This is a genomic window from Flavobacterium sp. NRK F10, assembly GCF_024054235.1.
Lineage (GTDB): Bacteria > Bacteroidota > Bacteroidia > Flavobacteriales > Flavobacteriaceae > Flavobacterium > Flavobacterium sediminis.
In genome coordinates this window covers 3,230,773-3,255,215 of the sequence record NZ_JAMXLC010000001.1, presented here as the reverse complement: position 1 = coordinate 3,255,215, position 24,443 = coordinate 3,230,773, and the positions used below count along the sequence as shown (strand labels likewise).

20 protein-coding genes are annotated in these 24,443 nt (G+C 34.3%); 19 read left to right on the top strand and 1 reads right to left on the bottom strand.

The genetic code is table 11. From position 1 onward, the window contains the following. Positions 1–99 precede the first annotated feature (99 nt). On the bottom strand, positions 100–777 hold the full coding sequence (locus NHF50_RS14855; protein ID WP_146193492.1) for a hypothetical protein: 678 nt from the start codon (positions 775–777) through the stop codon (positions 100–102). A 206-nt stretch (positions 778–983) separates the two neighbouring features. Between NHF50_RS14855 and NHF50_RS14850 the strand changes: the two genes are divergently transcribed. From NHF50_RS14850 to NHF50_RS14760, 19 genes are all read left to right on the top strand, one after another. Further along, positions 984–2,228, top strand: coding sequence for an HD domain-containing protein (locus NHF50_RS14850; protein WP_252777172.1), 1,245 nt, complete (start codon positions 984–986; stop codon positions 2,226–2,228). 83 nt (positions 2,229–2,311) lie between these two features. Continuing rightward, positions 2,312–3,331, top strand: coding sequence for a UDP-3-O-(3-hydroxymyristoyl)glucosamine N-acyltransferase (lpxD, locus tag NHF50_RS14845; protein WP_252777171.1), 1,020 nt, complete (start codon positions 2,312–2,314; stop codon positions 3,329–3,331). A gap of 16 nt (positions 3,332–3,347) precedes the next feature. Beyond that, positions 3,348–4,736 carry a bifunctional UDP-3-O-[3-hydroxymyristoyl] N-acetylglucosamine deacetylase/3-hydroxyacyl-ACP dehydratase gene (locus tag NHF50_RS14840; protein WP_109570387.1) on the top strand — a complete coding sequence of 463 codons (1,389 nt, stop codon included), beginning with the start codon at positions 3,348–3,350 and terminating at the stop codon, positions 4,734–4,736. Positions 4,737–4,764: 28 nt separating this feature from the next. After that, a complete protein-coding gene (gene lpxA, locus NHF50_RS14835; protein ID WP_109570386.1) occupies positions 4,765–5,550 on the top strand; it encodes an acyl-ACP--UDP-N-acetylglucosamine O-acyltransferase in 786 nt (261 codons plus the stop codon). Between the two features lie 28 nt (positions 5,551–5,578). After that, the gene (efp, locus tag NHF50_RS14830; RefSeq protein ID WP_109570385.1) at positions 5,579–6,139 is read left to right on the top strand and encodes an elongation factor P; all 561 of its coding nucleotides are present in this window, start codon (positions 5,579–5,581) and stop codon (positions 6,137–6,139) included. Positions 6,140–6,179: 40 nt separating this feature from the next. Continuing rightward, positions 6,180–7,115: a UDP-3-O-(3-hydroxymyristoyl)glucosamine N-acyltransferase gene (locus NHF50_RS14825; protein WP_252777170.1), complete on the top strand. Its 936-nt coding sequence runs from the start codon at positions 6,180–6,182 to the stop codon at positions 7,113–7,115. 134 nt (positions 7,116–7,249) lie between these two features. After that, a complete protein-coding gene (gene sucD, locus NHF50_RS14820; RefSeq protein ID WP_109570384.1) occupies positions 7,250–8,122 on the top strand; it encodes a succinate--CoA ligase subunit alpha in 873 nt (290 codons plus the stop codon). Positions 8,123–8,276: 154 nt separating this feature from the next. Continuing rightward, positions 8,277–9,023: a 3-oxoacyl-[acyl-carrier-protein] reductase gene (gene fabG / locus NHF50_RS14815; protein ID WP_252777169.1), complete on the top strand. Its 747-nt coding sequence runs from the start codon at positions 8,277–8,279 to the stop codon at positions 9,021–9,023. Positions 9,024–9,038: 15 nt separating this feature from the next. Then, a complete protein-coding gene (locus NHF50_RS14810) occupies positions 9,039–11,066 on the top strand; it encodes a hypothetical protein (protein WP_252777168.1) in 2,028 nt (675 codons plus the stop codon). 180 nt (positions 11,067–11,246) lie between these two features. Beyond that, the gene (locus NHF50_RS14805) at positions 11,247–13,109 is read left to right on the top strand and encodes an LTA synthase family protein (protein ID WP_252777167.1); all 1,863 of its coding nucleotides are present in this window, start codon (positions 11,247–11,249) and stop codon (positions 13,107–13,109) included. 19 nt (positions 13,110–13,128) lie between these two features. Further along, positions 13,129–13,872 (top strand): phosphatase PAP2 family protein, encoded by a 744-nt coding sequence (locus NHF50_RS14800; protein WP_252777166.1) that lies wholly within the window; start codon positions 13,129–13,131, stop codon positions 13,870–13,872. A 13-nt stretch (positions 13,873–13,885) separates the two neighbouring features. Further along, positions 13,886–14,917: a sulfite exporter TauE/SafE family protein gene (locus NHF50_RS14795; RefSeq protein ID WP_252777165.1), complete on the top strand. Its 1,032-nt coding sequence runs from the start codon at positions 13,886–13,888 to the stop codon at positions 14,915–14,917. A 77-nt stretch (positions 14,918–14,994) separates the two neighbouring features. Next, positions 14,995–15,432, top strand: a complete 438-nt coding sequence (locus NHF50_RS14790) for a thioredoxin family protein (RefSeq protein ID WP_109570379.1) — start codon at positions 14,995–14,997, stop codon at positions 15,430–15,432. Positions 15,433–15,435: 3 nt separating this feature from the next. Continuing rightward, positions 15,436–16,422, top strand: coding sequence for an FAD:protein FMN transferase (locus tag NHF50_RS14785; protein ID WP_252777164.1), 987 nt, complete (start codon positions 15,436–15,438; stop codon positions 16,420–16,422). A 12-nt stretch (positions 16,423–16,434) separates the two neighbouring features. Continuing rightward, the gene (locus NHF50_RS14780) at positions 16,435–16,644 is read left to right on the top strand and encodes a DUF4266 domain-containing protein (RefSeq protein WP_109570377.1); all 210 of its coding nucleotides are present in this window, start codon (positions 16,435–16,437) and stop codon (positions 16,642–16,644) included. 17 nt (positions 16,645–16,661) lie between these two features. Next, entirely contained in the window at positions 16,662–17,996 is a 1,335-nt protein-coding gene (locus NHF50_RS14775; protein ID WP_252777163.1) for a DUF3570 domain-containing protein, read from the top strand. Between the two features lie 6 nt (positions 17,997–18,002). Further along, positions 18,003–18,662: a response regulator transcription factor gene (locus tag NHF50_RS14770; RefSeq protein ID WP_252777162.1), complete on the top strand. Its 660-nt coding sequence runs from the start codon at positions 18,003–18,005 to the stop codon at positions 18,660–18,662. 1 nt (position 18,663) lies between these two features. Beyond that, positions 18,664–20,040, top strand: a complete 1,377-nt coding sequence (locus NHF50_RS14765; RefSeq protein ID WP_252777159.1) for a cell wall metabolism sensor histidine kinase WalK — start codon at positions 18,664–18,666, stop codon at positions 20,038–20,040. A gap of 72 nt (positions 20,041–20,112) precedes the next feature. Further along, positions 20,113–24,441: a CusA/CzcA family heavy metal efflux RND transporter gene (locus tag NHF50_RS14760; RefSeq protein ID WP_252777157.1), complete on the top strand. Its 4,329-nt coding sequence runs from the start codon at positions 20,113–20,115 to the stop codon at positions 24,439–24,441. Positions 24,442–24,443 lie beyond the last annotated feature (2 nt).

Sequence of the window (24,443 nt, the reverse complement as noted above, 5' to 3'; positions counted from 1 at the left end):
CATTCTGAACGAGAGGAATCTCATTATTAAGATTTTTTATCGCTCATATTTTGCTCTGTAAATGAGCACTTCTTTGAAAAATCAGGTTGTTAAATTCGATCAATGATTATAGAATGGACTATTCCAGTTGTATTCACTTACATTGTTCCCTTTTTTGATCAGGAAGAAAAAAGTAATAGCAATGATCCATTTCCAACTGAATAATAAAATAATTAAGAATTGGACATCGGTTAACGTATTTCCTGATCCCAGATTTACAAGATTAGTTGTCAGCAAACTTAGTAGTGCTGTAGAGAAAATAAGGTTTGTTAGATTCTTTAAAGGCCAAGCCATTAATTTTTTTGACCAGTGCAGATCATTTCCCCAATGGTCTAACAAATAGTAATGATCGTTACCTAAGGTCATAAACAGTAAAGGATCATCATAATTGTCTAACTTAAAACTATCTTTAGGAGCCAGTATTTTAAAATTGGCTAGTTCAGTTCCGTGTTTTTCTTCAAAATCAGCGATTTTATGAATAGTACTTTCCTGATAATCATTTTTATAATATTTGGTGTCTAAAAATCGTAAACGATAATCGATAGATAATTTCCTGATCGCATCAATATGGTATATCTTATCCGTTTCTAATAGGTCAAATTGAAAAAAATTATCTTTTTCTCCGTTGGAATTTTTTAAACGATATCTGATACCTTCGTATTGGAACGCGCTATTTTCAGCTATTTGTAATCGGGAAAGTATTTCGGATAATTCTATTTTTGCTTGAAATTTATCCAATTTTTGTTTTAAATTATACATCATATTCTTATCAAATTAAAATTAGATATCAAATTATCATTTAACGGTCAAATTTATTGAATTTAATATGTCAAATAAAACAAAAAATGTTAATTTTTAAGTTTTATTCTAATCAAAAAAGCTGTTTTTGTATAAAATTTTTAAAGCAGATTTTATTCCTATATTTGTTGGAAAATTTTTAATTCGTGAGCCAAACCAATAAACTCAAAATATTTAACGATCCTATTTACGGATTTATCACAATTCCGAATACATTAATTTACGATCTGATCCAACATCCTTATTTTCAAAGATTACGTCGTATCTCTCAAATGGGGATGTCTTATCTGGTCTATCCGGGAGCGCATCATACCCGTTTTCACCATGCCTTAGGCTGTATGCATATTATGCAAAAAGCTGTGCAAACACTCCGTTTTAAAGGTATTGCTATTTCTCCGGAAGAAGAGAATGCGCTGTATATTGCTATTTTGTTGCATGATATCGGACATGGTCCTTTTAGTCATGCTATGGAGCACAGCATTGTAGAAGATATTCAGCACGAACAGATATCGCTCTTATTTATGGAGCAATTGAATGTGGAGTTTGAAGGACAACTAGCACTGGCTATTAAAGTTTTTAAAGGAGAATACCATCGTAAATTCATGTTGCAATTAATTTCCAGTCAATTGGATATGGATAGAATGGACTATCTGAAACGGGATAGCTTTTACAGTGGTGTAGCGGAAGGAAACATAAATAGCGAACGTTTGATCCAAATGATGAATGTAGAAGATGATACACTGGTTATCGAAGAAAAAGGAATTTATTCCGTAGAAAAATTTTTAGTTGCCCGTCGTTTGATGTATTGGCAGGCCTATTTGCATAAAACATCTGTAGTTGCCGAACTTACTCTGGTTAAAATCCTGAAAAGAGCGAAAGAATTGTATCACAAAGGAATCATTTTAGAGGCTAGCAAGCCACTGCAATATTTTTTGGAGAAAAAAATTAAAATCGAACAATTTGATGCTTTTGTTTTAGAGATGTTCTCTTATTTAGATGATTATGATGTTTTAAGCGCTGTAAAAGCATGGCAGTTCAATGAAGATATAGTGCTAAGTTCTTTATGTAAGATGATTATTAACAGAGACTTACTAAAGATTAAAATGATGGATGAAAAGCCAACAAAAGAAACACTACAGCCTTACAAAGAAGAATATGCAAAAATGACAGGACTTTCCGATAAAGAGTTAGACTATTTTGTTTTTAAAGGGAATCTGAAAAACCAGGCTTATAACAAACAGAGTGAGCCGATTAGGATTCTGAAGAAAGATAAAACCATTGAAGATGTAGTAGAAGCATCGGATCAATTACACTTGAAAGCATTGTCAAAACCCGTTACTAAATATTTTATTTGTTTTCCAAAAGTCATCTTAGGAAAAGGAGGTTTTTAATTTAATTTTATATTTTTGTCGGGTTAAAGTAATACTATAAGGTGCTATTTTAACCATAGAGATTTATCTTAAATTTTAATTTAATGAAATTTACTGCAGAGCAAATAGCTGGAATTTTAGAAGGAGAAGTGGTAGGAAACCCTAACGCAGAGGTCTTTAAATTAGCTAAAATTGAAGAAGGAACAGAAGGTGCTTTGACATTTTTGGCTAACCCGAAATATATCAATCATATATATACAACAAATGCAACGGTAACAATAGTTAACAAATCTTTTGAACCGGAACAGGAAATACAAACTACTTTAATAAAAGTAGAAGATGCTTACAAAGCGTTTTCAACGCTATTAGAGTATTACAATCAGGTAAAACTGATGAAATCCGGTATTGAACAACCCAGCGCTATTTCTGAAGGAGTTATTTATGGTGATGATCTGTATCTGGGAAGTTTTAGTTATGTCGGAAAAAATGTAACTATAGGAAATAACGTAAAGATTTATCCGAACAGTTTTATAGGCGATAATGTAGTGATAGGAGATAATACTATTCTGTTTGCAGGTGTCAGAATCTATTCTGAAACAGTTATTGGTAATAATTGTACCATTCATTCAGGAAGTATCATCGGATCAGATGGTTTCGGTTTTGCACCGCAGGAAGACGGAACCTATAAAAAAGTACCGCAAATAGGTAATGTAATTATTGAAGATAATGTTGAGATCGGTTCTTGTACTACAATAGACAGAGCAACATTGGGTTCAACAGTAATCAGAAAAGGAGTCAAATTAGACAATCAAATTCAGATTGCTCATAATGTTGAAATCGGAGAAAATACGGTGATCGCTTCACAAACCGGAGTAGCAGGTTCAACAAAAATCGGTAAAAATTGTCAGATCGGTGGGCAAGTGGGTATTGTAGGACATATTACCATCGGAGATAATGTTCGTATTCAGGCACAATCAGGAATCGGTAAAAGTTTAAAAGACAATGAAGTTGTACAGGGAAGCCCGGCATTCGGTTATGCTGATTTTGCAAAATCCTTTGTACATTTTAAGAACTTACCTAAAATTGTAGCCGATTTAGAAAATTTGAAGAAGAATAACAACTAAACTAATATAAATCGTCATGGTTAAACAAACAACCATTGGTAATGAAATTTCATTAAAAGGTGTGGGGCTTCACACCGGTCAAGAAGTGACAATGACTTTTAAACCGGCTCCGATTAACAACGGGATAACTTTTGTTCGTGTTGATCTGGAAGGAGAACCGGTTATTGAAGCTGATGCTAATTATGTTGTAAATACGCAAAGAGGTACAAACCTAGAGAAAAAAGGAGTAAAGATCCAGACTCCGGAACATGTATTGGCTGCTGTTGTAGGTTGCGATATTGACAATATTATTATCGAATTAGATGCTTCTGAACTTCCTATTATGGACGGTTCATCCAAATATTTTGTTGAAGCTTTGGAAAAGGCTGAAATTGTAGAACAAAATGCTGAGCGCAGAGTTTTTGAAGTAAAAGAAGTTATTTCCTATACAGATGAAGCTACAGGAAGTGAAATTACAGTTATTCCACATGACGAATATTATGTAACTGCCATGGTAGATTTTGGGACTAAAGTTTTAGGTACTCAAAATGCTACTATGAAAAATATTAAAGAATTTAAAACTGAAATTGCCGATTCAAGAACTTTCAGTTTCTTACATGAGTTGGAAGCTTTACTGAATAACGGATTAATTAAAGGTGGTGATTTGAATAATGCTATTGTTTATGTGGACAAGGAAATTTCCTCTGAAACAATGGAAAATTTAAAAAAGGCTTTCGATAAAGATAATATTTCAGTTAAACCTAACGGTATTTTAGACAATCTTACCTTACATTACCCTAATGAAGCTGCCCGCCACAAATTATTAGACGTTTTAGGAGATTTAGCATTGATCGGGACAAAAATAAAAGGTAAAGTTATTGCTAATAAACCGGGGCATTTTGTAAACACTCAGTTTGCTAAAAAGATGTCTAAAATTATCAAATTAGAAGAACGCAATCAAGTACCGAAATACGACATCAATCAGCAACCGGCTTTGGACGTAAACCAAATCATGGGATTACTACCGCACAGACCTCCGTTTTTGTTGGTTGACAAAATTCTGGAATTATCAGATACTCATGTAGTAGGGTTAAAAAATGTAACCATGAACGAACCGTTCTTTGTGGGACATTTTCCGGGAGCGCCAGTTATGCCAGGAGTCTTACAAATTGAAGCAATGGCACAGGCCGGAGGTGTTTTAGTATTAAGTACCGTTCCCGATCCGGAAAATTATTTAACTTACTTCATGAAAATTGATAATGTACGTTTTAAACATCCGGTACTTCCCGGTGATACATTGTTCTTTAAATTAGAGTTGTTATCACCGATACGAAGAGGAATTTGCCACATGCAGGGTTATGCTTATGCTAATGGTAGATTGGTGACAGAAGCCGAATTAATGGCTCAAATTGTTAAATCAAAATAATCCTTTAGATTAAAAAACATTTCAAAATATGAATCAACCGTTAGCATACGTTCATCCGGGGGCAAAAATCGCAAGAAATGTCGTAATTGATCCTTTCACAACCATTCACAACAACGTTGAAATAGGGGAAGGAACCTGGATAGGCTCTAATGTAACCATCATGGAAGGAGCCCGCATCGGAAAAAACTGTAATATTTTCCCGGGAGCAGTGATCTCTGCACCACCACAGGATCTGAAATATCAAGGAGAAGACACTATTGTTGAGATTGGTGACAATACCACGATCCGCGAATGTGTAACTATCAACAGAGGAACAACAGACCGTATGAAAACGGTTATCGGAAAGAACTGTTTAATTATGGCCTACTGTCATATTGCACACGATTGTATAGTAGGGGATAATTGTATCTTTTCGAACAATACTAATCTGGCAGGACATATTTCAGTAGGTGATTTTGTAGTATTGGCAGGAATGGTAGCCGTACATCAGTTTTGTTCAATCGGAAGTCACTCTTTTGTAACCGGAGGTTCATTAGTACGTAAAGATGTTCCGCCTTTTACAAAAGCAGCAAGAGAACCGCTTTCGTATGTTGGGATCAACTCAGTAGGATTAAGAAGAAGAGGTTTTTCAACAGAAAAAATTAGGGAAATTCAGGATATTTACCGAATTTTATATCAAAAGAACTATAACACGTCACAAGCTTTAGGAATTATAGAAGCTGAAATGGAAGCTACAAATGAACGTGATGAAATTATTCAGTTTATTAAAGATTCATCGAGAGGTGTGATGAAAGGGTATTCAGGAATTTATTAAAACATAAACAAAAATTAAATAAAAAAACATGGCTACAACAGCAGATATTAGAAACGGATTATGTATTAAGTTTAACCACGATATTTATAAGATTGTTGAATTTTTGCACGTAAAACCAGGAAAAGGTCCTGCTTTCGTTAGAACCAAACTAAAATCATTAACAACAGGAAAAGTTTTGGATAATACTTTTTCTGCCGGTCATAAAATTGAAACAGTTCGTGTTGAAACACATACTTTTCAGTATTTATACAGAGAAGGAGAAGATTTTCATTTTATGAATAATGAAACATTTGAACAAATTACCTTAAACAAAAATATCTTAGATGCTCCTGATCTATTAAAAGAAGGAGAGAATGTAATGGTTCAGATCAATACAGAAACTGAATTGCCTATAGCTGTAGATATGCCGGCTTCTGTTGTATTAGAGATAACTTATACTGAACCGGGAGTTAAAGGCAATACGGCAACAAACGCAACAAAACCGGCTACAGTAGAAACCGGAGCAACAGTAAACGTTCCTTTATTTATCAATGAAGGTGATAAAGTTAAAATTGATACTGCTACCGGAAAATATATGGAAAGAGTTTAATTTTTAAAAAACGGCCCCAATGTTTTATTGGGGTTTTTTGATGAAATTTTATAGAAAACATAGCTTAAAAGAAATTGCCGCAATCATTGAGTGTGATTATGTCGGTAATGCGGATTTTCCCGTTTTGGGAATGAACGAAATTCACGTAGTAGAATCGGGAGATATCGTTTTTGTGGACCATCCTAAATATTACGACAAGGCACTTCAGTCGGCTGCAACCATTGTTTTGATAAACAAAGAAGTGGAATGCCCGGAAGGAAAAGCTTTATTGGTTTCTGACGATCCTTTTCGGGATTTTAATAAGCTGACCAGGCATTTTAAGCCCTTTCTTTCGGCTTCAACATCCATTTCCGAAACAGCAGAAATAGGAGAAGGAACCGTTATTCAGCCTAATTGCTTTATTGGTCATAATGTAGTCATCGGTAAAAATTGTTTGATTCATGCTAACGTAACCTTGTATGATAATACCGTTATCGGAGATAATGTTATTATCCATTCCGGAAGTATTTTAGGAGCTGATGCTTTTTATTATAAAAAGCGTCCGGAAGGCTTTGACCAGTTACTTTCAGGAGGTAGGGTAGTGATCGAAGGCAATGTCGGGATCGGTGCTTTGTGTACTATAGACAAAGGAGTAACCGGAGATACAACCATCGGTGAAGGAACTAAAATAGACAATCAGGTGCATGTGGGGCATGATACTGTGATCGGTAAAAAATGTTTAATTGCGGCGCAAACCGGAATAGCCGGTTGTGTAGTGATTGAGGACGAAGTAACGCTATGGGGGCAGGTAGGTACCACTAGTGGTATTACGATAGGTTCTAAAGCTGTTGTCTTAGCGCAATCGGGGATTTCGAAATCTTTAGATGGCGGAAAAGTCTATTTCGGATATCCGGCAGAAGAATCTCGTGAAAAATTAAAACAATTAGCCAATATCAAGAGAATTCCTGAGATCATAGAAATTTTAAAAAATAAATAAAAACAAAAGAAGTAAGCCCTAAAAGGATACTAATTTAGCAAAAATCCATGAAAATATTTTTAAAAACACATGGCTATTTTGTTTAAAAACTTATTTTTGTAGAATAAATAATAACAAATCAATAATCTCAAACTATGAGCGTTTTAGTTAATAAAAATTCAAAAATAATTGTTCAAGGATTTACTGGTAGTGAAGGTACTTTCCATGCATCACAAATGATTGAATATGGTACAAACGTTGTAGGAGGTGTAACACCGGGTAAAGGTGGTTCAACTCATTTAGACAAACCTGTTTTCAATACTGTGAAAGATGCAGTAGACCAAGTAGGTGCCGATACTTCTATTATATTTGTTCCGCCTGCATTTGCTGCAGATGCTATTATGGAAGCTGCAGAAGCCGGTATCAAAGTAATCATTTGTATTACAGAAGGTATTCCTGTAGCAGACATGATCAAAGCATTCGATTATATTAAAGATAAAGGTTGTCGTTTAATCGGACCTAACTGTCCCGGAGTAATTACTCCTGAAGAAGCAAAAGTAGGAATTATGCCTGGTTTCGTTTTCAAAAAAGGAAAAGTAGGTATTGTTTCTAAATCTGGTACTTTAACGTATGAAGCAGCTGACCAGGTTGTAAAACAAGGATTAGGTATCACAACTGCAATCGGTATCGGTGGTGACCCGATCATTGGTACTACAACTAAAGAAGCGGTTGAATTACTAATGAACGATGCTGAAACGGAATGTATCATCATGATCGGTGAGATCGGTGGACAATTAGAAGCTGATGCAGCTCGTTGGGTTAAGGCTGACGGTAACCGCAAACCGGTTGTTGGTTTTATCGCAGGAGAAACAGCTCCTAAAGGTAGAACAATGGGACATGCAGGAGCTATCGTAGGTGGTGCCGATGATACTGCTGAAGCTAAAAAACGTATCATGAGAGAGAACGGAATTTTTGTAGTAGATTCACCGGCTGAAATCGGTAAAAAAGTGAAAGAAGTTTTAGGATAATTTCCTATTCTATATAAAATTTGAAGCCTCGGTTAGCCGAGGCTTTTTTTTATACAACTGACGGATAAAATTAGGATAACTTTAAAAGAGGAAGACTATATCCATAATATCGAAATTGTTATATTTGCTTTAAATTTTTAACAAACTGACAAAAATGAAATTATTAGAAGGAAAAGTTGCTATTATTACCGGAGCCAGTAGAGGTATCGGGAAAGGAATAGCAGAAATATTTGCCAAGAACGGTGCTAATGTTGCTTTTACGCACAGTTCATCTGCTGCTTCAGCTCAGGAATTAGAAAATGAATTAAATGCTTTAGGAATTAAAGCAAAAGGATACCAATCAAATGCTGCTGATTTCGGTGAAGCGCAAAAATTAGTTGACGATGTTTTAGCCGACTTCGGTACGGTTGATATCCTAATAAATAACGCCGGAATAACAAAAGACAACCTTTTAATGCGTATGTCTGAAGAAGATTTTGATAAAGTAATTGAAATCAACCTGAAGTCTGTTTTCAATATGACTAAAGCCGTTCAGAGAACCATGCTAAAAAACAGAGCCGGTTCCATTATCAACATGAGTAGTGTAGTGGGAGTTAAAGGAAATGCCGGACAGGCTAATTATGCTGCATCAAAAGCAGGTATGATCGGATTTACTAAATCGATAGCTTTAGAGCTAGGATCCAGAAATATCCGTTGCAATGCAATCGCTCCCGGATTTATTGAAACAGAAATGACGGCAAAATTAAATGAAGAGGTGGTTAAAGGCTGGAGAGAAGCTATTCCGTTGAAAAGAGGAGGAACTCCTGATGACGTAGCAAATGCTTGTGTGTTCTTAGCATCAGATATGAGTGCTTATATTACCGGACAAGTATTGAATGTTGACGGTGGAATGTTAACTTAAAAAGAAACTATTATTATGACTTCAGGCACGTTATTATTATTGAGTTTAGCTTTTATTATAGCTGCTTGTTTGTCGTATTATCAATACCTGTATAAAGCCAATGAAAGAACGCTTAAGTACTTTTTATTGGCTTTTTTACGTTTTTTAAGTTGGTGTTTAGCTTTTGTATTGCTGATTAATCCGGTTTTTAGCACAAAGAAATACGAAATTGAAAAAACGCCACTTCCTGTTTTTCTGGATAATTCCGAATCGGTAGCTGATTTAAAAGCTGAAAATGAGGTTGAAAATGTTTTAAAAGCAATTCAGGAAGATCATGATATCAAAGAAAATTTTGATATTCACGTATTTCAGTTCGACCAAAAAATAACTTCGTTTAAAACTTTAGATTTTAAAGGTAAACAAACACAAATAGAGAAACTTAGCGAGGAAGTAAAACAACTTTTTAGAAATAAAAAAGCTCCGGTTATTTTAGTTACAGACGGTAATCAAACCTATGGAAATGATTATGTATATAGCTTTACGGAAAACACTCCGGTCTATCCGGTTGTGCTGGGTGATACAGCGACTGTCTTGGACCTAAAGATCGACAAGATCAATGTTAATCCGTATGCTTTTCATAAGAATAAGTTTCCTGTTGAATTATTTTTAAGCTATAACGGTTCAAGGCGTATAGAATCTTCTTTACAAATCATGAATAAGGGAAGTGTTGTTGCTAAACAATCAGTTTATTTTGACAGCAAACATCAATCTCAGGTTGTTCAGGTTTATTTGGAGGCAAATGTGATCGGTAATCAAAAATATACAGCTACATTGAGTAGTTCTTTAGTTGAAAAGAATAAAAAGAACAACAGCAAGCCATTTGTCGTTGATGTCATTGACCAACGAACGGAAATTGCTGTTATCAGTGAAATAAACCATCCCGATTTAGGTGCTTTAAAGAGAAGTATTGAAAAGAATCAGGAACGAAAAGTTACGTTACTGACTCCTGATAAGATAAGTGATCTAAGTCAATATAATGTTGTCATTTTGTATCAACCTACACCTAAGTTCCGATTTATTTTTGATGCAAATGCCAAACTAAAATTAGGAACCTGGATCATAACCGGAAAAAATACAGATTTCGATTTCTTAAACAGCGTACAAGACGATTTTGTTTTCAGAATGAACAATCAAACGGAGAGTTATTCTCCGGATTTTAATCCTGTTTTTAATGCTTTCTTACAGGAAGATATTCATTTTAATAATTTTCCGCCGTTAGAAAATAAATTCGGAGCTATCCGATCTTCAGGAACTGAAAATACATTGTTGTTTGCTAAGGTCAGAAATATCGAAACAACTAATCCTTTGTTAGCTTTCAAAGAAGAAGGAAATCAAAGAAGAGGGTATCTTTTCGGGGAAAACATCTGGAAATGGCGGATGGAAAGTTATCTGAGTCAAAAATCATTCAAAGATTTTGATTTATTGACGGATAAGATCATACAATATTTAGCAACAAATTCAGATAGAAAAACACTGCTGATCGATTACGAGCGTTTTTATAACAGTGGCGAAACTATCGGGATCACAGCTCAGTTCTTTAATAAAAATTATGAATTTGATGAAAATGCAGAATTGTCAATTTCATTGAAAAATAAAGAAACCAATCAGGTTAAGAACTATAATTTTATGAAAGCGAATCGGGCTTTTAAAGTAAATTTTACGAATCTTTCTGCCGGGAATTATAGTTTTATCGTTACCGAAAAAAAATCAAAAACTAAAGAATCGGGTTCTTTTGAAGTCCTTGATTTTAATATTGAAAAACAATTCGTAAACCCTGATTTCAAGCGATTAAAGCTGTTGGCACAAAATACTAACGGTAAAGTCTTTTTCCCGAATGAAATAAAGGATCTGCTTCAATTTTTATCTCAAAATAAAGAATACCTTCCGGTTCAGAAAGAAGTAGTGATCAAAGAGCCTTTGATCGAATGGAAATGGTTACTGTTGCTTTTAACCTTATGTCTGGCAACCGAGTGGTTTGTTAGAAAATACAACGGATTGTTGTAATCTTAAGCAAATCTTAATTTAACATTAAGCTGTTCTTAAGTAAAAAAGATGCAGAAGTGCGGAAATTTGATCTGTTAATCAATCCGCTTTATAATGTTCCTATTTCCAAAACGTTACAAGACCTTATTATGGTTTAGCTTAGGTTTTATTCTTATTTCATTTCTGCTAAGAATTGTTTTCATGATCTGGCAGTTAAATGACCTGGATCTTAGTTTTTTAAAATTAATCCGAATCATTTTTACAGGTTTATTTTTTGATTTAGGTGTCCTTTCCTTTTTATGGACAATAATATCGTTTTACCTATTATTTACACCTAAAAGATGGATAGGAACTATTGCTGATAAAGCTGTTGTTTTATTCGGAATGGGATTAGTAACCCTAATCTTTACGTTTACTTTTTTTGCTGAAATAACCTTTTGGGAAGAATTTCATTGTCGCTTTAATTTCGTAGCAGTAGATTATTTAATTTACACTTATGAAGTGGTTAAAAACATCAATGAATCTTATCCTTTGGTTATTTTAATTCCTTCAATACTAATGCTGGTAGTTTTAGTGTTTGTATTGTTTGTAAAAAATAAAGTATTCAGCGATACTTTTCTGGATAAAACAGAAATGAAAAACAGAGCAATAATATTTAGCGGAAGTCTGGCTGTTTGCTTATTTTATTCCTTTTTTATTAAAAATAATCAGGCTGAATGGTCTGAGAACCGATACAACAATGAAATTTCTAAAGCAGGAATCTATTCTTTCTTTTCTGAATTCAGAAATAATAAGTTGGATTATGCCGCTTTTTATAAGACAATCTCAGAAGAGAAAGCATTTGCTACTATCCGCAAAGATTTAGACAGAAAGAACAGTCGTTTTATTTGTGAAAAAGAATGTATCAAAAGAGAAATAACAGATACTTTGCAAGAAATTCATCCGAACGTAGTATTTGTTTTAATGGAAAGTATGAGTGCTGACTTTATGAGATCTTTCGGAAACAACGGAAATTTAACGCAAAATTTAGACAGTTTAGCAGAAAAAGGATTATTTTTAACGAATCTATTCGCTACCGGTAACCGTACAGTAAGAGGAATGGAAGCCGTAACCTTATCTATACCACCTACACCCGGACAAAGTATTGTAAAACGTCCGGATAACAGTAACTTGTATAATGTTGCTAACGTTTTCAAAGCTAAAAATTACCAATGCAACTTCTTTTACGGAGGAGATGGATATTTTGACAATATGAATGCCTTTTACGGAGGAAACGGTTTTGATATATACGATAGAGGTAGAGGAAGTATTTTGAGTGATAAGATAAAAACAACGCGTCATTTAATTAAAGACGAAGAAGTTACCTTTGAAAATGCCTGGGGGATATGTGATGAAGATATCTATAACAAAATGATTGAAGTAGCAGACAAAAGCTATGCAGCTCAAAAGCCGTTCTTTAATTTTGTAATGACCACTTCTAATCACAGACCTTATACGTATCCGGAAGGAAAAATAGATATTCCTTCAGGAACGGGAAGAGACGGAGCTGTAAAATATAGTGATTTTGCCATTGGTGAAATGTTTCAAAAAATCAAAGATAAACCATGGTTTAAAAACACTGTTTTTATCTTCATAGCAGATCATTGTGCCAGTAGTGCAGGAAAAGACGAGATAGACGTTAAGAATTATCATATTCCGGCTATTATCTACGGAAAGGATATCATTCAGCCGGAAAAAGTAGAAACACTTTGTAGTCAAATTGATATTTTTCCAACGTTATTTGGGCAATTGCATTGGAGCTATACCTCAAATTTCTTTGGTAACAATGTAAAAGCTAATGATTACCAATCGAGAGCTTTGATTGCTACATACTTGAAATTAGGACTTTTAAAACCGAATCATGAAGTTTTAGTTCTGTCAAATAAAAAGAATTGCCACCAGTATTTATGGAATGAAGAAACAAATGAACTACAGTTGCAAGAAGTAGATACCAAATTTGAAAAAGAAACGATAGCTTGGTACGAAACTGCTGATTATTTGTACAACAACAATTTGTTAAAGTAAAATAGAATTGTCTCGTCTCATGAAGGTGTTTTTTTCAATAGTAGCCCTATTGTCTTTATTTTCGGTCTCGGCTCAAATAAAGAGCGATACCATAATACAAGATCAACGGCTGAAGTTTGATTACAAATCTTTAATCATACCGTCTATTTTAGTGGGCTATGGTATAATTGGTATTGAGAGTGATGGTATTAAGTATTACAATTCTGAAATAAAGCATGAACTCAATGAAAATATTGATGAAAAATTCACAATTGATGACTTTTCTCAATATGTGCCGTTTGTTTCAGTATATGCCTTAAACGGACTTGGATTACAGGGGAAACACGATTTTAAAGACAGAACAATAATTTTGGCAACCGCATACCTTCTGATGGGAGGAACGGTTTACGCCTTAAAAACAACAACAAAAGTAGAAAGACCTGACGGTTCAACGAATAATTCATTTCCTTCAGGACATACTGCAACAGCATTCATGGGGGCAGAATTTTTATATCAGGAATACAAAGATATATCTGTTTGGTACGGTATTACCGGATATCTGGTAGCAGCCGGAACCGGTTTCTTCAGGATGTATAACGACCGGCATTGGCTTACTGATGTAGTAGCAGGAGCCGGAATAGGGATCATAAGTACTAAAGTAGCTTATTGGTTACATCCGGTAATCGAAAAAAAGATATTCAAAAGTAAAAAGAAGTCGAACAAGATTGCAATGCCTTTCTATAACGGAAAGCAATATGGTGTGGGGGTAGCTATTACTTTTTAAAAGTTTGATATATATGATTCTGAAAGTAATATTCTTAGGGCTTACCACAATCATTGCTTTTTGGCTAAGCGCAATAAGCGGCGGCGGCGCAAGTCTGATTCTGATTCCGGTATTGAACTTGTTTTTACCGGCTTCTACTATCCCTTTTACTTTAACAGTAGGAACACTGTCAAGCTCAGCTTCTCGGATAGTTTTCTTTAAAAAACATATTAATTGGAAGATATTCTTTTGGTTTTTTCCGTTTTCTGTTCCTGCTGCATTTTTAGGAGCATCACTCATGAAATCTCTTAACCCTGATTACCTGCAATTCGGAATTTCCCTTTTTTTAATAGCTAATGTAGCTCAGTTAATACAATCAAAAGACAAGTTAGAAAAGAATTCGAAAAGATCCAATAATTCACTTTTAGCCTTAATTGGCTTTTTAGCAGGCTTCATATCAGGAATAACAGGAGCTATAGGATTATTATTTAACAGGTTTTACTTCAAATACGGACTTTCAAAAGAGGAGATCATTGCTACAAGGGCTATAAATGAGATTTGTTTACATATTACGAAGTTAATCATCTATATTTCATTGGGATTATTCTCAAAAGATGCAGTTTGGTTTGGTGTAACGATAGCTTTGGGAGCTATTGCATCTTCCTATACAGTAAAATTTTTACTTCCTTTTATAAAAGACTCTTTGTATAAGAGAATAGGCTATACCGCTATGGTGTGTTCCGGCTGTATTTTATTAATAAGTTCATCCAATAGAATTATAGAACAGGATCATATTTCCGTATTTACTCAAACAAATGAAACAACAATAAATTGGAGAAATAAAAAGATAGCCTTAGAGTTCTCTGAAAAAGAAGGCTTAGAAATAGAGATTCCTATTGATAAAGAAGAATTACCGGAAGAAATAAAAAAAGAATTTCATAAATTTACAGAAGAGTATGACAAAATAATCATTGAAAAGATTTACAAGAATTATACAACTGAATATTATGAATTCAACTGTTATCGAGAAAATCATTTAAAAAGAGTAGCAGTGCTCAAAGGATAAATTAATATTTACTTAAGAAAAAAAGTAGCATACTTTTTGCAGTTATAAATCGTTTAATTTGTATAAATATTTAAAGCATGAAAAAAATTGCAACGTTATTAGTTCTGTTATTGTGTTCGATTACAGGATTTTCCCAAGATTGGAAATACAATTTTGAGGAGGCAAAAAAGATAGCACAAACGGAGAATAAAAATATTATCATGATATTCTCGGGTTCTGACTGGTGTGCTCCGTGTATTAAATTAGATAGAAATATTTGGCAATCAGAAGAGTTTAAAAAAGAATCTGCTGAAAACTGGGTTTTAGTTCGTGCTAATTTTCCGAGAAAAAAAGCCAATCAGCTTTCAGAAGAGCAAACAACTCACAACAGAGCATTAGCAGAGAAATATAACAGAGAAGGAAGCTTTCCGTTAGTTGTCGTATTAACACCTACAGGAAAAGTTTTAGGAAAAATGGGCTTTAAGAATGTTCCGCCTGAAGAATATATAAAAATGATTCATGCATTAGAAAAATAAAGAATGCGTTATTTATTTGTCGTTTTATTTTATGGATTAATAGCTAATGCCCAGATTGTTTATAAGAAACATCAGGGGCTATTAGGAAGTCCTTTTGAAATTACAGTAGTCGTTCCCGATAGTACTAAAGGGGAATATTACTGCGGTATGGCTATAGCCGAAGTAAAGCGAGTAGAAAACTTAATTTCCGATTGGATTCCGGAAACCGAAATTTCCCAAGTCAATAAAAATGCAGGGATTAAACCGGTTAAAGTCAGTAAAGAAGTATTTGAACTTGTTTTCAGAGCCATTCAGATCTCTAAGTTGACAGAAGGCGCTTTTGATATCAGCTATGCTTCAATGGATAAAATATGGAAATTTGACGGAAGTATGAAACAAATGCCGTCACCGGAAGAAATCAAAAAATCTGTCGAGCGTGTTGGTTATCAAAATATTATTTTAGATGCTACACAATCGACTATTTTCCTGAAGAATAAAGGAATGAAACTTGGTTTAGGAGGAATAGGACAGGGGTATATCGCAGATAATATCAAAACATTATTGCAAAGCAAAGGCTGTACTTCAGGAATTGTAAATGTTTCGGGAGATATAAATGTCTGGGGAAATCAACCGGACGGGCAGCCTTGGAAAGTAGCCATTGTTAACCCGATGAATAAGTCAAAAGTTTTTGCTACTTTTCCTTTGATCGATAGTGCAGTGGAAACTTCCGGAAGTTATGAAAAATTTGTAGTGTTTAATGGCAAACGCTATTCCCATATCATTGATCCCCGTACAGGATATCCTGCCAGCGGTATCGTTAGTGTTTCTGTTTTTGCTAAACAAACGGAATTAGCTGATGCTTTGGCAACAGCGATCTTTGTAATGGGAAAAGAAGTAGGGCTTAATTTAATTAATCAATTGCCGGGTTTAGGCTGTATTATCGTAGATGATACAGGTGAAATTTTTACTTCAAAAAGTATCGATATTGAACAATACCAACATAAAGAATAAAACTGTTTTTATATGAAGAAAATCTTATTTCTAATTGTATTGGTTGCCGGATTACAATCATGCAATTCCGTTAAAGAGTATGACAAACAATACCTTAACGATCCGGAGATGAAATTGTCAGCCCGAACTGCTGAACGTTTTGAGACTAATTATCAAGTATATAGAGAAGCAGCAGCCGGAGCCAATGGCGGTAAGACCGGAGGAGGTTGCGGTTGTAACTAATCGTTTAAAAGACTAAGATGAAAAAAATATTTGTTTTTCTATTAACAGTAGCAGCAGGATTTGCTGCTCAGGCACAAGAGCAAGAGCAGGATTCTACAGGAGTGTCCTATAAGAAACGTGTTCTGGAGGCTACGGAAGTTGATTTCTTAATGAGTTATTATAAGCAGGACGGTGTTCACTCGGCAGTTTCAGGCGGTAAAGGGATGGAAGAGTTGACCGATATCACACCTACAATCGTAGTGACAATGCCTTTAAATGAGGATGACGTTTTAACCGTTGATGTTGGTGTTTCTGCTTATTCATCTGCTTCATCCGGTAATATTAATCCGTTTGATAGTAATACGCCAAGTCCTTGGCAGGCAAGTTCAGGAGCATCTGCTTCAGATCAATTGACCAGTTTGGTTTTAGGCTATAGCCATAGTTCAGATGATAGAAATACTATTTGGAACGCTCATATATCCGGTTCAGTGGAATACGATTACCACTCGATCGGTTTCGGAGGTGGTTATACCCGATTACTTAATGATAAAAACACTGAACTTTCGGTTTCTGCCAATGTTTATCTGGATCAGTGGAAGCCTATTTATCCTAAAGAATTACAAGATTTTGCAGATCATGGTTTGTATGGTGGTATTTACAATTACTTTACCATTACAACAGACGATCCGTTGAACTTTGATCCCTATAATCCTGAAAAATTTAAGTTCCATAGTAACAAAAATCGTAACTCATATTCATTATCATTAGGTTTGTCACAGGTTTTTACACGTAAGATACAGGCCTCTTTCTTTATGGATGTTCTACAACAACAAGGCTTATTGTCAACGCCCTACCAAAGGATATACTTTAGTGATAAACCTAATTATTTTATCAATGAGTTCCAATTGGCAGATGACATAGAGCGCTTACCGGACACACGTTTTAAATTACCTATCGGTATGCGTTGGAATTTTTACTTGCACGAACGAGTAACCATACGAACTTATTACCGTTACTATTGGGATAATTGGGGAGTTGACTCTCATACCGCAAGTATAGAACTTCCGATAAAATTGACTGATAAATTCACATTTTATCCGATGTATCGTTACTATACGCAAAATGCTTCTAAATATTTTGCACCTTATGAAATGCACGTATCAACAGAAGAATATTATACATCTGATTATGATTTGTCGACCTTTGTTTCCAATCAATATGGAGTAGGAGTAAGTTATACAGATATTTTCACTTCCGCTAAAATCTGGAAGTTCGGAATTAAGAATATTGACCTCAGATACAATCATTACAGCAGAAATGATGGTTTAGATGCAAATATTATATCATTTGCTATTAAATTTGTACAACAATAATTTTTTATGAATATACTCATTGTTGAAGACGAAATAGGAATTTTAAATTTCCTGCAACAAGGATTAGAAGAAGAAGGCTTTACTATAACTACTGCTATCAACGGAGTGGAGGGTTTGGAAAAAGCCCTCCATTCTTCTTTTGATTTGATCTTGTTAGACTGGATGATGCCTAAAATGTCTGGATTAGAAGTATGTCAAAATATCAGAAAACAAAACACTACAGTTCCGATCTTGTTTTTAACAGCAAAAGATACGGTTCAGGAAACCATAGAAGGGTTAAAGGCAGGAGCAAACGATTATATTAAAAAACCGTTCAGTTTTGAAGAACTATTAGAACGCATAAAAATTCATTTTCGCAAAAAAGAAGAAACAACCTTACAATTAGGAAATATAACGTTGAATAAAAATACCTTTCAGGTATATGTGGATCAAAAAGAAGTTTCTCTTACACAAAGAGAATTTGAACTTTTAGCGTATTTAATTGAGAACAAAGGAAAAGTATGTACTCGAAATAACATCATTGAAGATGTTTGGGATATTCATTTTGAATACGATACCGGAGTTATAGATGTATTCATGAATGCTATTCGAAAAAAACTCAATTTATCAAAAAATCAGGATTTAATTAAAACAGTCAGAGGAGTAGGCTATATAGCAAACGATTAATATGTTTTCTTTTTCATTTAAAAATAGAATTGCTTTTTACTACATAATAAGTACAGCCTTATTGATAGGCTTTGTTTTTCTGTTTTTATTTCATATTTCTAAACTAAGTATCAATTCTCATATTAACGGTGAAATAGAGAAAGAACAACAAAAACACTTAAAAAATGTTACTCTTGACAGTAATCAGACTTATCTTATAAGGGTTAATCAATGGCGTGACAGAGAACATAACTCTGTTGATGTAAACCCGGTTTTTGTAGAGTTCTATGACAATAATAAAGAGCTCATTGACAAATCTCCTAATCTGAAAGATGAAGATCTATCTCTTTACAGTGAAAAAAAGAATAATAAATTTGTAGACTCTGAAATTAACGGAAAAAAGATCCGACAGATTCAAACAGAGATCGTCGATGATAACAATGTTGTAGGTTACATGGTTGTAGCTATGTCCTTAGATGATGTCGTTTTTATCATTATTTTACAAAATGTCCTTTTAATAACTTACCCTTTAATTTTAGTGATATTATTCTTTATAGCACGGTTCTTTGCCGGAAGAAGTATCGCTCCGATCAGCAATATTATTGAAACCTCTTCAAGTATTACAAAAGACAACTTATCCTCTAGAATTCCGCTTCCGGTAAATAAAGATGAATTGTATCAGTTATCGCTACAGATCAATCAATTACTGGATAGAATAGAAAGTGCAGTTGAACGGGAAAAACAATTTACTTCAGATGCTTCTCATGAACTGAGAACTCCGTTAGCTGTAATTAAAGGAACTTTAGAAGTTTTAATTCGCAAACCGAGAACAAAAGAAGAATACGATCAAAAAATAGCGTTTTGTATCAGCGAAGTCGATCGTTTGAATACTTTGGTAGACCAACTGTTACTCCTAGCACGGTTTGAAAATCAGAAGAAGAACATTAAGAACGATACCATTCATCTTAATGCTTTGATTTTAGATATTTTATCACGTTTCTCACAAAAAATCAAAGAAAAAAATATTTCAGTTCTTACAAAGATCGAAGAAAACTGTACGCTTAATTCTGATTATTATTTAATTTCAATTATCTTTAATAATTTAATTTCAAACGCATTAAAATATTCCAATCCGGATAGTATATTAGTAATAGAAGCCATACAAACTAAGAACGGATTAAAATGTAAAGTAACAGATAGCGGTATAGGAATTTCAAAAGAAGATTTAGATAAGATTTATAACTCATTTTTCCGTTCAAATGCCACTATGCACCCGGAAATAAAAGGAACAGGTATTGGACTGTCAATAGTAAAAAGACTCTGTGATCTTTTAAAAATAGAAATAGTTATTGAGAGTATTGAAGAGCACGGTACCACTGTAATACTAAGCTTTTCTTAATTTTACTTTAAGGCAATCTTAAGTTAAATCTTATACATTCTTCTTAGTTTTACATCATAAAATTTTAGAGCCTTGGAAAAGATTATTGCCTTTAGTTTACGAAATAAACTTATCATAATTTTATTGACTTTTGCTATAGTAGGATTTGGTGTTTATTCCGTTTTTAACATTTCTATCGGAGCCGTTCCTGACATTACAAACAATCAGGTTCAGGTTATCACAACATCACAGAATTTATCTACGCAAGATATTGAACAATATATTACGTATCCGGTCGAATTAGAAATGGCTAATTTACCCGGAGTAGAAGAGATACGTTCGGTTTCAAAATTTGGTCTTTCAGTTGTAACCATTGTTTTTACAGATGAAACCGGAACCTATTTACCTCGTCAGCTTATTGCCGAAAAAATAAAATCAGCCAGTGAAAAAATACCGCAAGGTTTCGGTAGTCCTTCTATGGGACCAATTACAACCGGATTGGGAGAAGTATACCAATATATCTTAGATGTAAAACCCGAATACAAAGATCGCTATTCCGTTACAGACCTGAGAACCATTCAGGATTGGATCGTTAAGCGTCAGTTATCCGGTATCAAAGGAGTTGTAGAGATCAATACTTGGGGAGGTTATTTAAAACAGTACGAAGTTGCGATTAATTCTTCCCGATTAAAATCCATGAATGTTTCGATCGATGAAGTATTTACAGCTTTGGAGAAAAATAACAGCGTGGCCGGAGGTGCTTATATCGAAAAAGTGAATCAAAGTTATTTCATTCGAGGAGAAGGTAAAGTCAATTCTCTTGATGATATCAAGCAAATAGTCGTTAAAAACGAAAACGGAACTCCTGTATTAATTAAAGATGTTGCCGATGTTCGTTATGGAAGAGCCAATCGCTTCGGAGCCATTACCGGAAACGGTGAAGGTGAAAAAGTACTGGGACAAGTCATGATGCTAAAAGGAGCTAATTCTAAACAAGTATTAGAAGATGTTAAAAACAGAGTGGCAGAGATACAGAAAACATTGCCTAAAGGTGTTTATATTAACGGATTTTTAGAGCGAAGTGAATTAGTTGCCAAAACAACATTTACAGTATCGGAAAACCTTATTTTGGGTTGTTTAATCGTTATTTTCGTAGTAGTTCTGTTACTGGGTAACTGGCGTTCCGGTTTGGTTGTTGCCTCAGTCATTCCGCTTTGTTTGCTGTTTGCTATTTCTTTTATGAATATTTTCGGGATTGATGCTAATTTAATGAGTTTAGGAGCTATCGACTTCGGAATTATTATTGACGGCGCCGTGATCATTGTTGAATTTATTGCATTTCAGATTTCAAGTAAATCCCAACATTTAAAGACAATTGATAAAGAGAACCGCCAATCTGAGATAGATGAAATTACTCTAAAAAGTGCTTCTACTATGATGAATTCGGCTGTTTTCGGACAGTTAATAATCTTAATAGTATTTATTCCTATTTTATCCCTTTCAGGAGTTGAAGGAAAAATGTTTAAACCTATGGCAATGACCTTTAGTTTTGCTATCGTAGGAGCCATGCTATTTTGTTTTACCTATGTTCCGGTAGTTTCTTCTATCTTTTTAAAACCGACAGAAGAAAATCCGAGATCAATTTCTAACCGATTGATTAAGAAATTAAATAAATGGTATTATCCGGTAATAAAATGGGCACTGAAAAATACTAAAAAAGTAATGTATTCTGCTTTAGGTCTTTTAGTACTTGCAATAGCTGTATTTACAACAATGGGAGGAGAATTCATCCCGACCTTAGATGAAGGTGATTTTGTGATCCAACCGGTTTTAAAAACAGGAACGTCTTTAAGTAAAACTATTGAAACAACTACTAAAATAGAACAAATTATACGGAAAAATTTCCCGGAAGTCCAACAAGTAGTAAGTAGGATAGGAGCTGCTGAAGTTCCAACCGATCCTATGAGTATGGAGGAAAGTGATATTATTGTAAAATTAAAGCCAAAATCAGAATGGGTTTCTGCTGAAACAAAGGATGAACTCGCGGATAAGATTAAAATTGCTATCCAAAAGAAAATTCCCAACTTAGAGGTTGAATTTACACAACCTATCGAAATGCGTTTTAATGAATTAGTTTCAGGAACCCGTTCGGATGTGGCTGTTAAGATTTTCGGAGAAGATTTAGATATCTTAGCTGAAAAAGCAAAAGAGGTCGAAAAAGCCATTCAAAACGTAGAAGGAGCTTCTGATATTATTTTAGAAAAAACAGAAGGATTGCCACAAATGGCAGTACAGTACAATCGTTCTAAAATTGCTCAATTCGGATTGAATATTGCTGATTTGAATGACATGATCTCATTGGGCTTTGCCGGAAAAACGGTCGGAAACGTCTTTGAAGGTGAAAAACGCTTTGACCTCGTAGTCCGATTAGATAAAACGAAACGTCAGGATATAGAAGATCTACGCAATTTATTTGTTACCACACCGGATAACTTCCAGATTCCACTACGGGAACTAGCTGATATAAGCTATACAGAAGGTCCCGCTAAAATTTCACGCGACAATACCAACCGTAGAATCGTAGTAGGAGTTAATGTAAGAAATCGCGATTTGCAAAGTGTGGTTGATGATATTCGAAAAATTGTAGATACACAGATCAAATTACCGGCAGGTTATTATGTTACATACGGAGGACAATTTGAAAATTTACAAAGTGCTAAAGCTCGTTTAATGGTAGCCGTTCCTATTGCCTTGTTCCTAATATTCATTATGTTATATTTTGCTTTTCATTCGATCAAGGAAGCTATTATGGTTTTCTCAGCCATACCATTATCTGCTGTAGGAGGAATTTTGTTCTTATGGATTAGAGATCTACCGTTCAGTATTTCGGCAGGTATCGGATTTATAGCTTTGTTTGGTATCGCAGTACTTAACGGAATTGTTTTGATCGAGCATTTTAAAGAACTTAAACATAGAGGAATGGATAGTATTGACGAGTTAATTTTAAGAGGTACAACAGATCGTTTGCGTCCGGTATTATTAACTGCCTCAGCAGCAGCATTAGGTTTTCTTCCTATGGCAGTCTCAGCTTCTGCCGGTGCCGAAGTTCAACGCCCGTTGGCAACTGTTGTAATCGGTGGTTTATTTACTGCTACATTGTTAACTATGGTTGTTTTACCGGTATTATTCAAAGTTTTGAGTACGAAAGATTTTAAGAAACCTAAAATTAAGGCGAGTGTAATTGTTTTACTGATCTCAATTGTAGGCGGAATGCAATCGGTTAATGCACAAGAAAAGTCTCAGCAAGAAATTGAGCAGCTTTTTAAATTGGCGATGGAAAACAATACGGAATTAAAAGCGGGACAATTACAAGTTGACAAACAAAAAGCCAACATCGGTTCGGCATTTGCTCTTGATAAAACTAATTTTTATTATAGTTATGATCAAAATAATTTGGCTATTAATAACGAACCTTTAAAAGTTTTTGGTGTTCATCAAACCTTTTCTTTTCCAACGGTTTACTTTGCCCAAAAGAAAGTCTTAAAAACGGTTTACGAAAAAGAAAAAGCCTCTTTTGAACTTCAAAAAAACAAATTGAAATCAGGATTAGAAAAAGTATACAACCAAATTGTATATTACCAGCATAAAGAAAAACTATATCGTTTTTTAGATAGTTTGCACCAGAATTTTTCTAAAGCCAGTAGCCGCCGATTTGAATTAGGAGAATCTAATTATTTAGAAAAAATTACAGCAGAAGCTAAATACAAACAAATTGCGACACAATTGACGCAGGTTGCTAGCGATAAAAAAACAGCCTATGCACAGTTACAGGCTTTGCTTCAATCCGATTCATTGGTAACGGTTCAAAATTCAGATTTACAGCCTTATCTTGTAAGTGATTCCACTTCACAAGGTTTGTATCAGAACTATTTTGCTACCATTAGTGCAAACATGAAACAACAAAACCGCTTTCAGAAACAAAACTGGTTTCCTGATCTGAGCATTGAGTATTTCAGAGGTAAAAACAGCGGTTTGTCACAATCTTTATATGGAATTCAGGTTGGAGTAGCAATCCCTTTGTTCTTTAACGGCAATGTGACCAAACAAAAAGTAGCCCGATTGGAAATGGAAAGTTGGGAACAGCAAAAACAAAGTGAAACCGAAAAGATGAATCGCTATATCGAACAAAAGCAAAGCGAATTATTGAAATATCAGGAAGCTATTGATTATTACAACCAAACTGGAAAACATTTAGCTTCCGAAATTATAAAAGTGGCTGATATGAGCTACAAACACGGGGAAATTGATTTCTTCCAATACATTCAAAGTTTGGACAATGCAACCCAAATAGAAATAGAATTTCTAAACAATGTTTTATTATACAACAATGCTAAAATTGACTTACAATACCTTAATTACTAATC

What these genes read in the sequence shown, in the direction of transcription:
- lpxD (WP_252777171.1), top strand. Translation starts at nt 2,312, where the DNA reads ATGAAATTTACTGCAGAGCAAATAGCTGGAATTTTAGAAGGAGAAGTG.
- NHF50_RS14840 (WP_109570387.1), top strand. Translation starts at nt 3,348, where the DNA reads ATGGTTAAACAAACAACCATTGGTAATGAAATTTCATTAAAAGGTGTG.
- lpxA (WP_109570386.1), top strand. Translation starts at nt 4,765, where the DNA reads ATGAATCAACCGTTAGCATACGTTCATCCGGGGGCAAAAATCGCAAGA.
- efp (WP_109570385.1), top strand. Translation starts at nt 5,579, where the DNA reads ATGGCTACAACAGCAGATATTAGAAACGGATTATGTATTAAGTTTAAC.
- NHF50_RS14825 (WP_252777170.1), top strand. Translation starts at nt 6,180, where the DNA reads ATGAAATTTTATAGAAAACATAGCTTAAAAGAAATTGCCGCAATCATT.
- sucD (WP_109570384.1), top strand. Translation starts at nt 7,250, where the DNA reads ATGAGCGTTTTAGTTAATAAAAATTCAAAAATAATTGTTCAAGGATTT.
- fabG (WP_252777169.1), top strand. Translation starts at nt 8,277, where the DNA reads ATGAAATTATTAGAAGGAAAAGTTGCTATTATTACCGGAGCCAGTAGA.
- NHF50_RS14810 (WP_252777168.1), top strand. Translation starts at nt 9,039, where the DNA reads ATGACTTCAGGCACGTTATTATTATTGAGTTTAGCTTTTATTATAGCT.
- NHF50_RS14805 (WP_252777167.1), top strand. Translation starts at nt 11,247, where the DNA reads ATGATCTGGCAGTTAAATGACCTGGATCTTAGTTTTTTAAAATTAATC.
- NHF50_RS14800 (WP_252777166.1), top strand. Translation starts at nt 13,129, where the DNA reads ATGAAGGTGTTTTTTTCAATAGTAGCCCTATTGTCTTTATTTTCGGTC.
- NHF50_RS14795 (WP_252777165.1), top strand. Translation starts at nt 13,886, where the DNA reads ATGATTCTGAAAGTAATATTCTTAGGGCTTACCACAATCATTGCTTTT.
- NHF50_RS14790 (WP_109570379.1), top strand. Translation starts at nt 14,995, where the DNA reads ATGAAAAAAATTGCAACGTTATTAGTTCTGTTATTGTGTTCGATTACA.
- NHF50_RS14785 (WP_252777164.1), top strand. Translation starts at nt 15,436, where the DNA reads ATGCGTTATTTATTTGTCGTTTTATTTTATGGATTAATAGCTAATGCC.
- NHF50_RS14780 (WP_109570377.1), top strand. Translation starts at nt 16,435, where the DNA reads ATGAAGAAAATCTTATTTCTAATTGTATTGGTTGCCGGATTACAATCA.
- NHF50_RS14775 (WP_252777163.1), top strand. Translation starts at nt 16,662, where the DNA reads ATGAAAAAAATATTTGTTTTTCTATTAACAGTAGCAGCAGGATTTGCT.
- NHF50_RS14770 (WP_252777162.1), top strand. Translation starts at nt 18,003, where the DNA reads ATGAATATACTCATTGTTGAAGACGAAATAGGAATTTTAAATTTCCTG.
- NHF50_RS14765 (WP_252777159.1), top strand. Translation starts at nt 18,664, where the DNA reads ATGTTTTCTTTTTCATTTAAAAATAGAATTGCTTTTTACTACATAATA.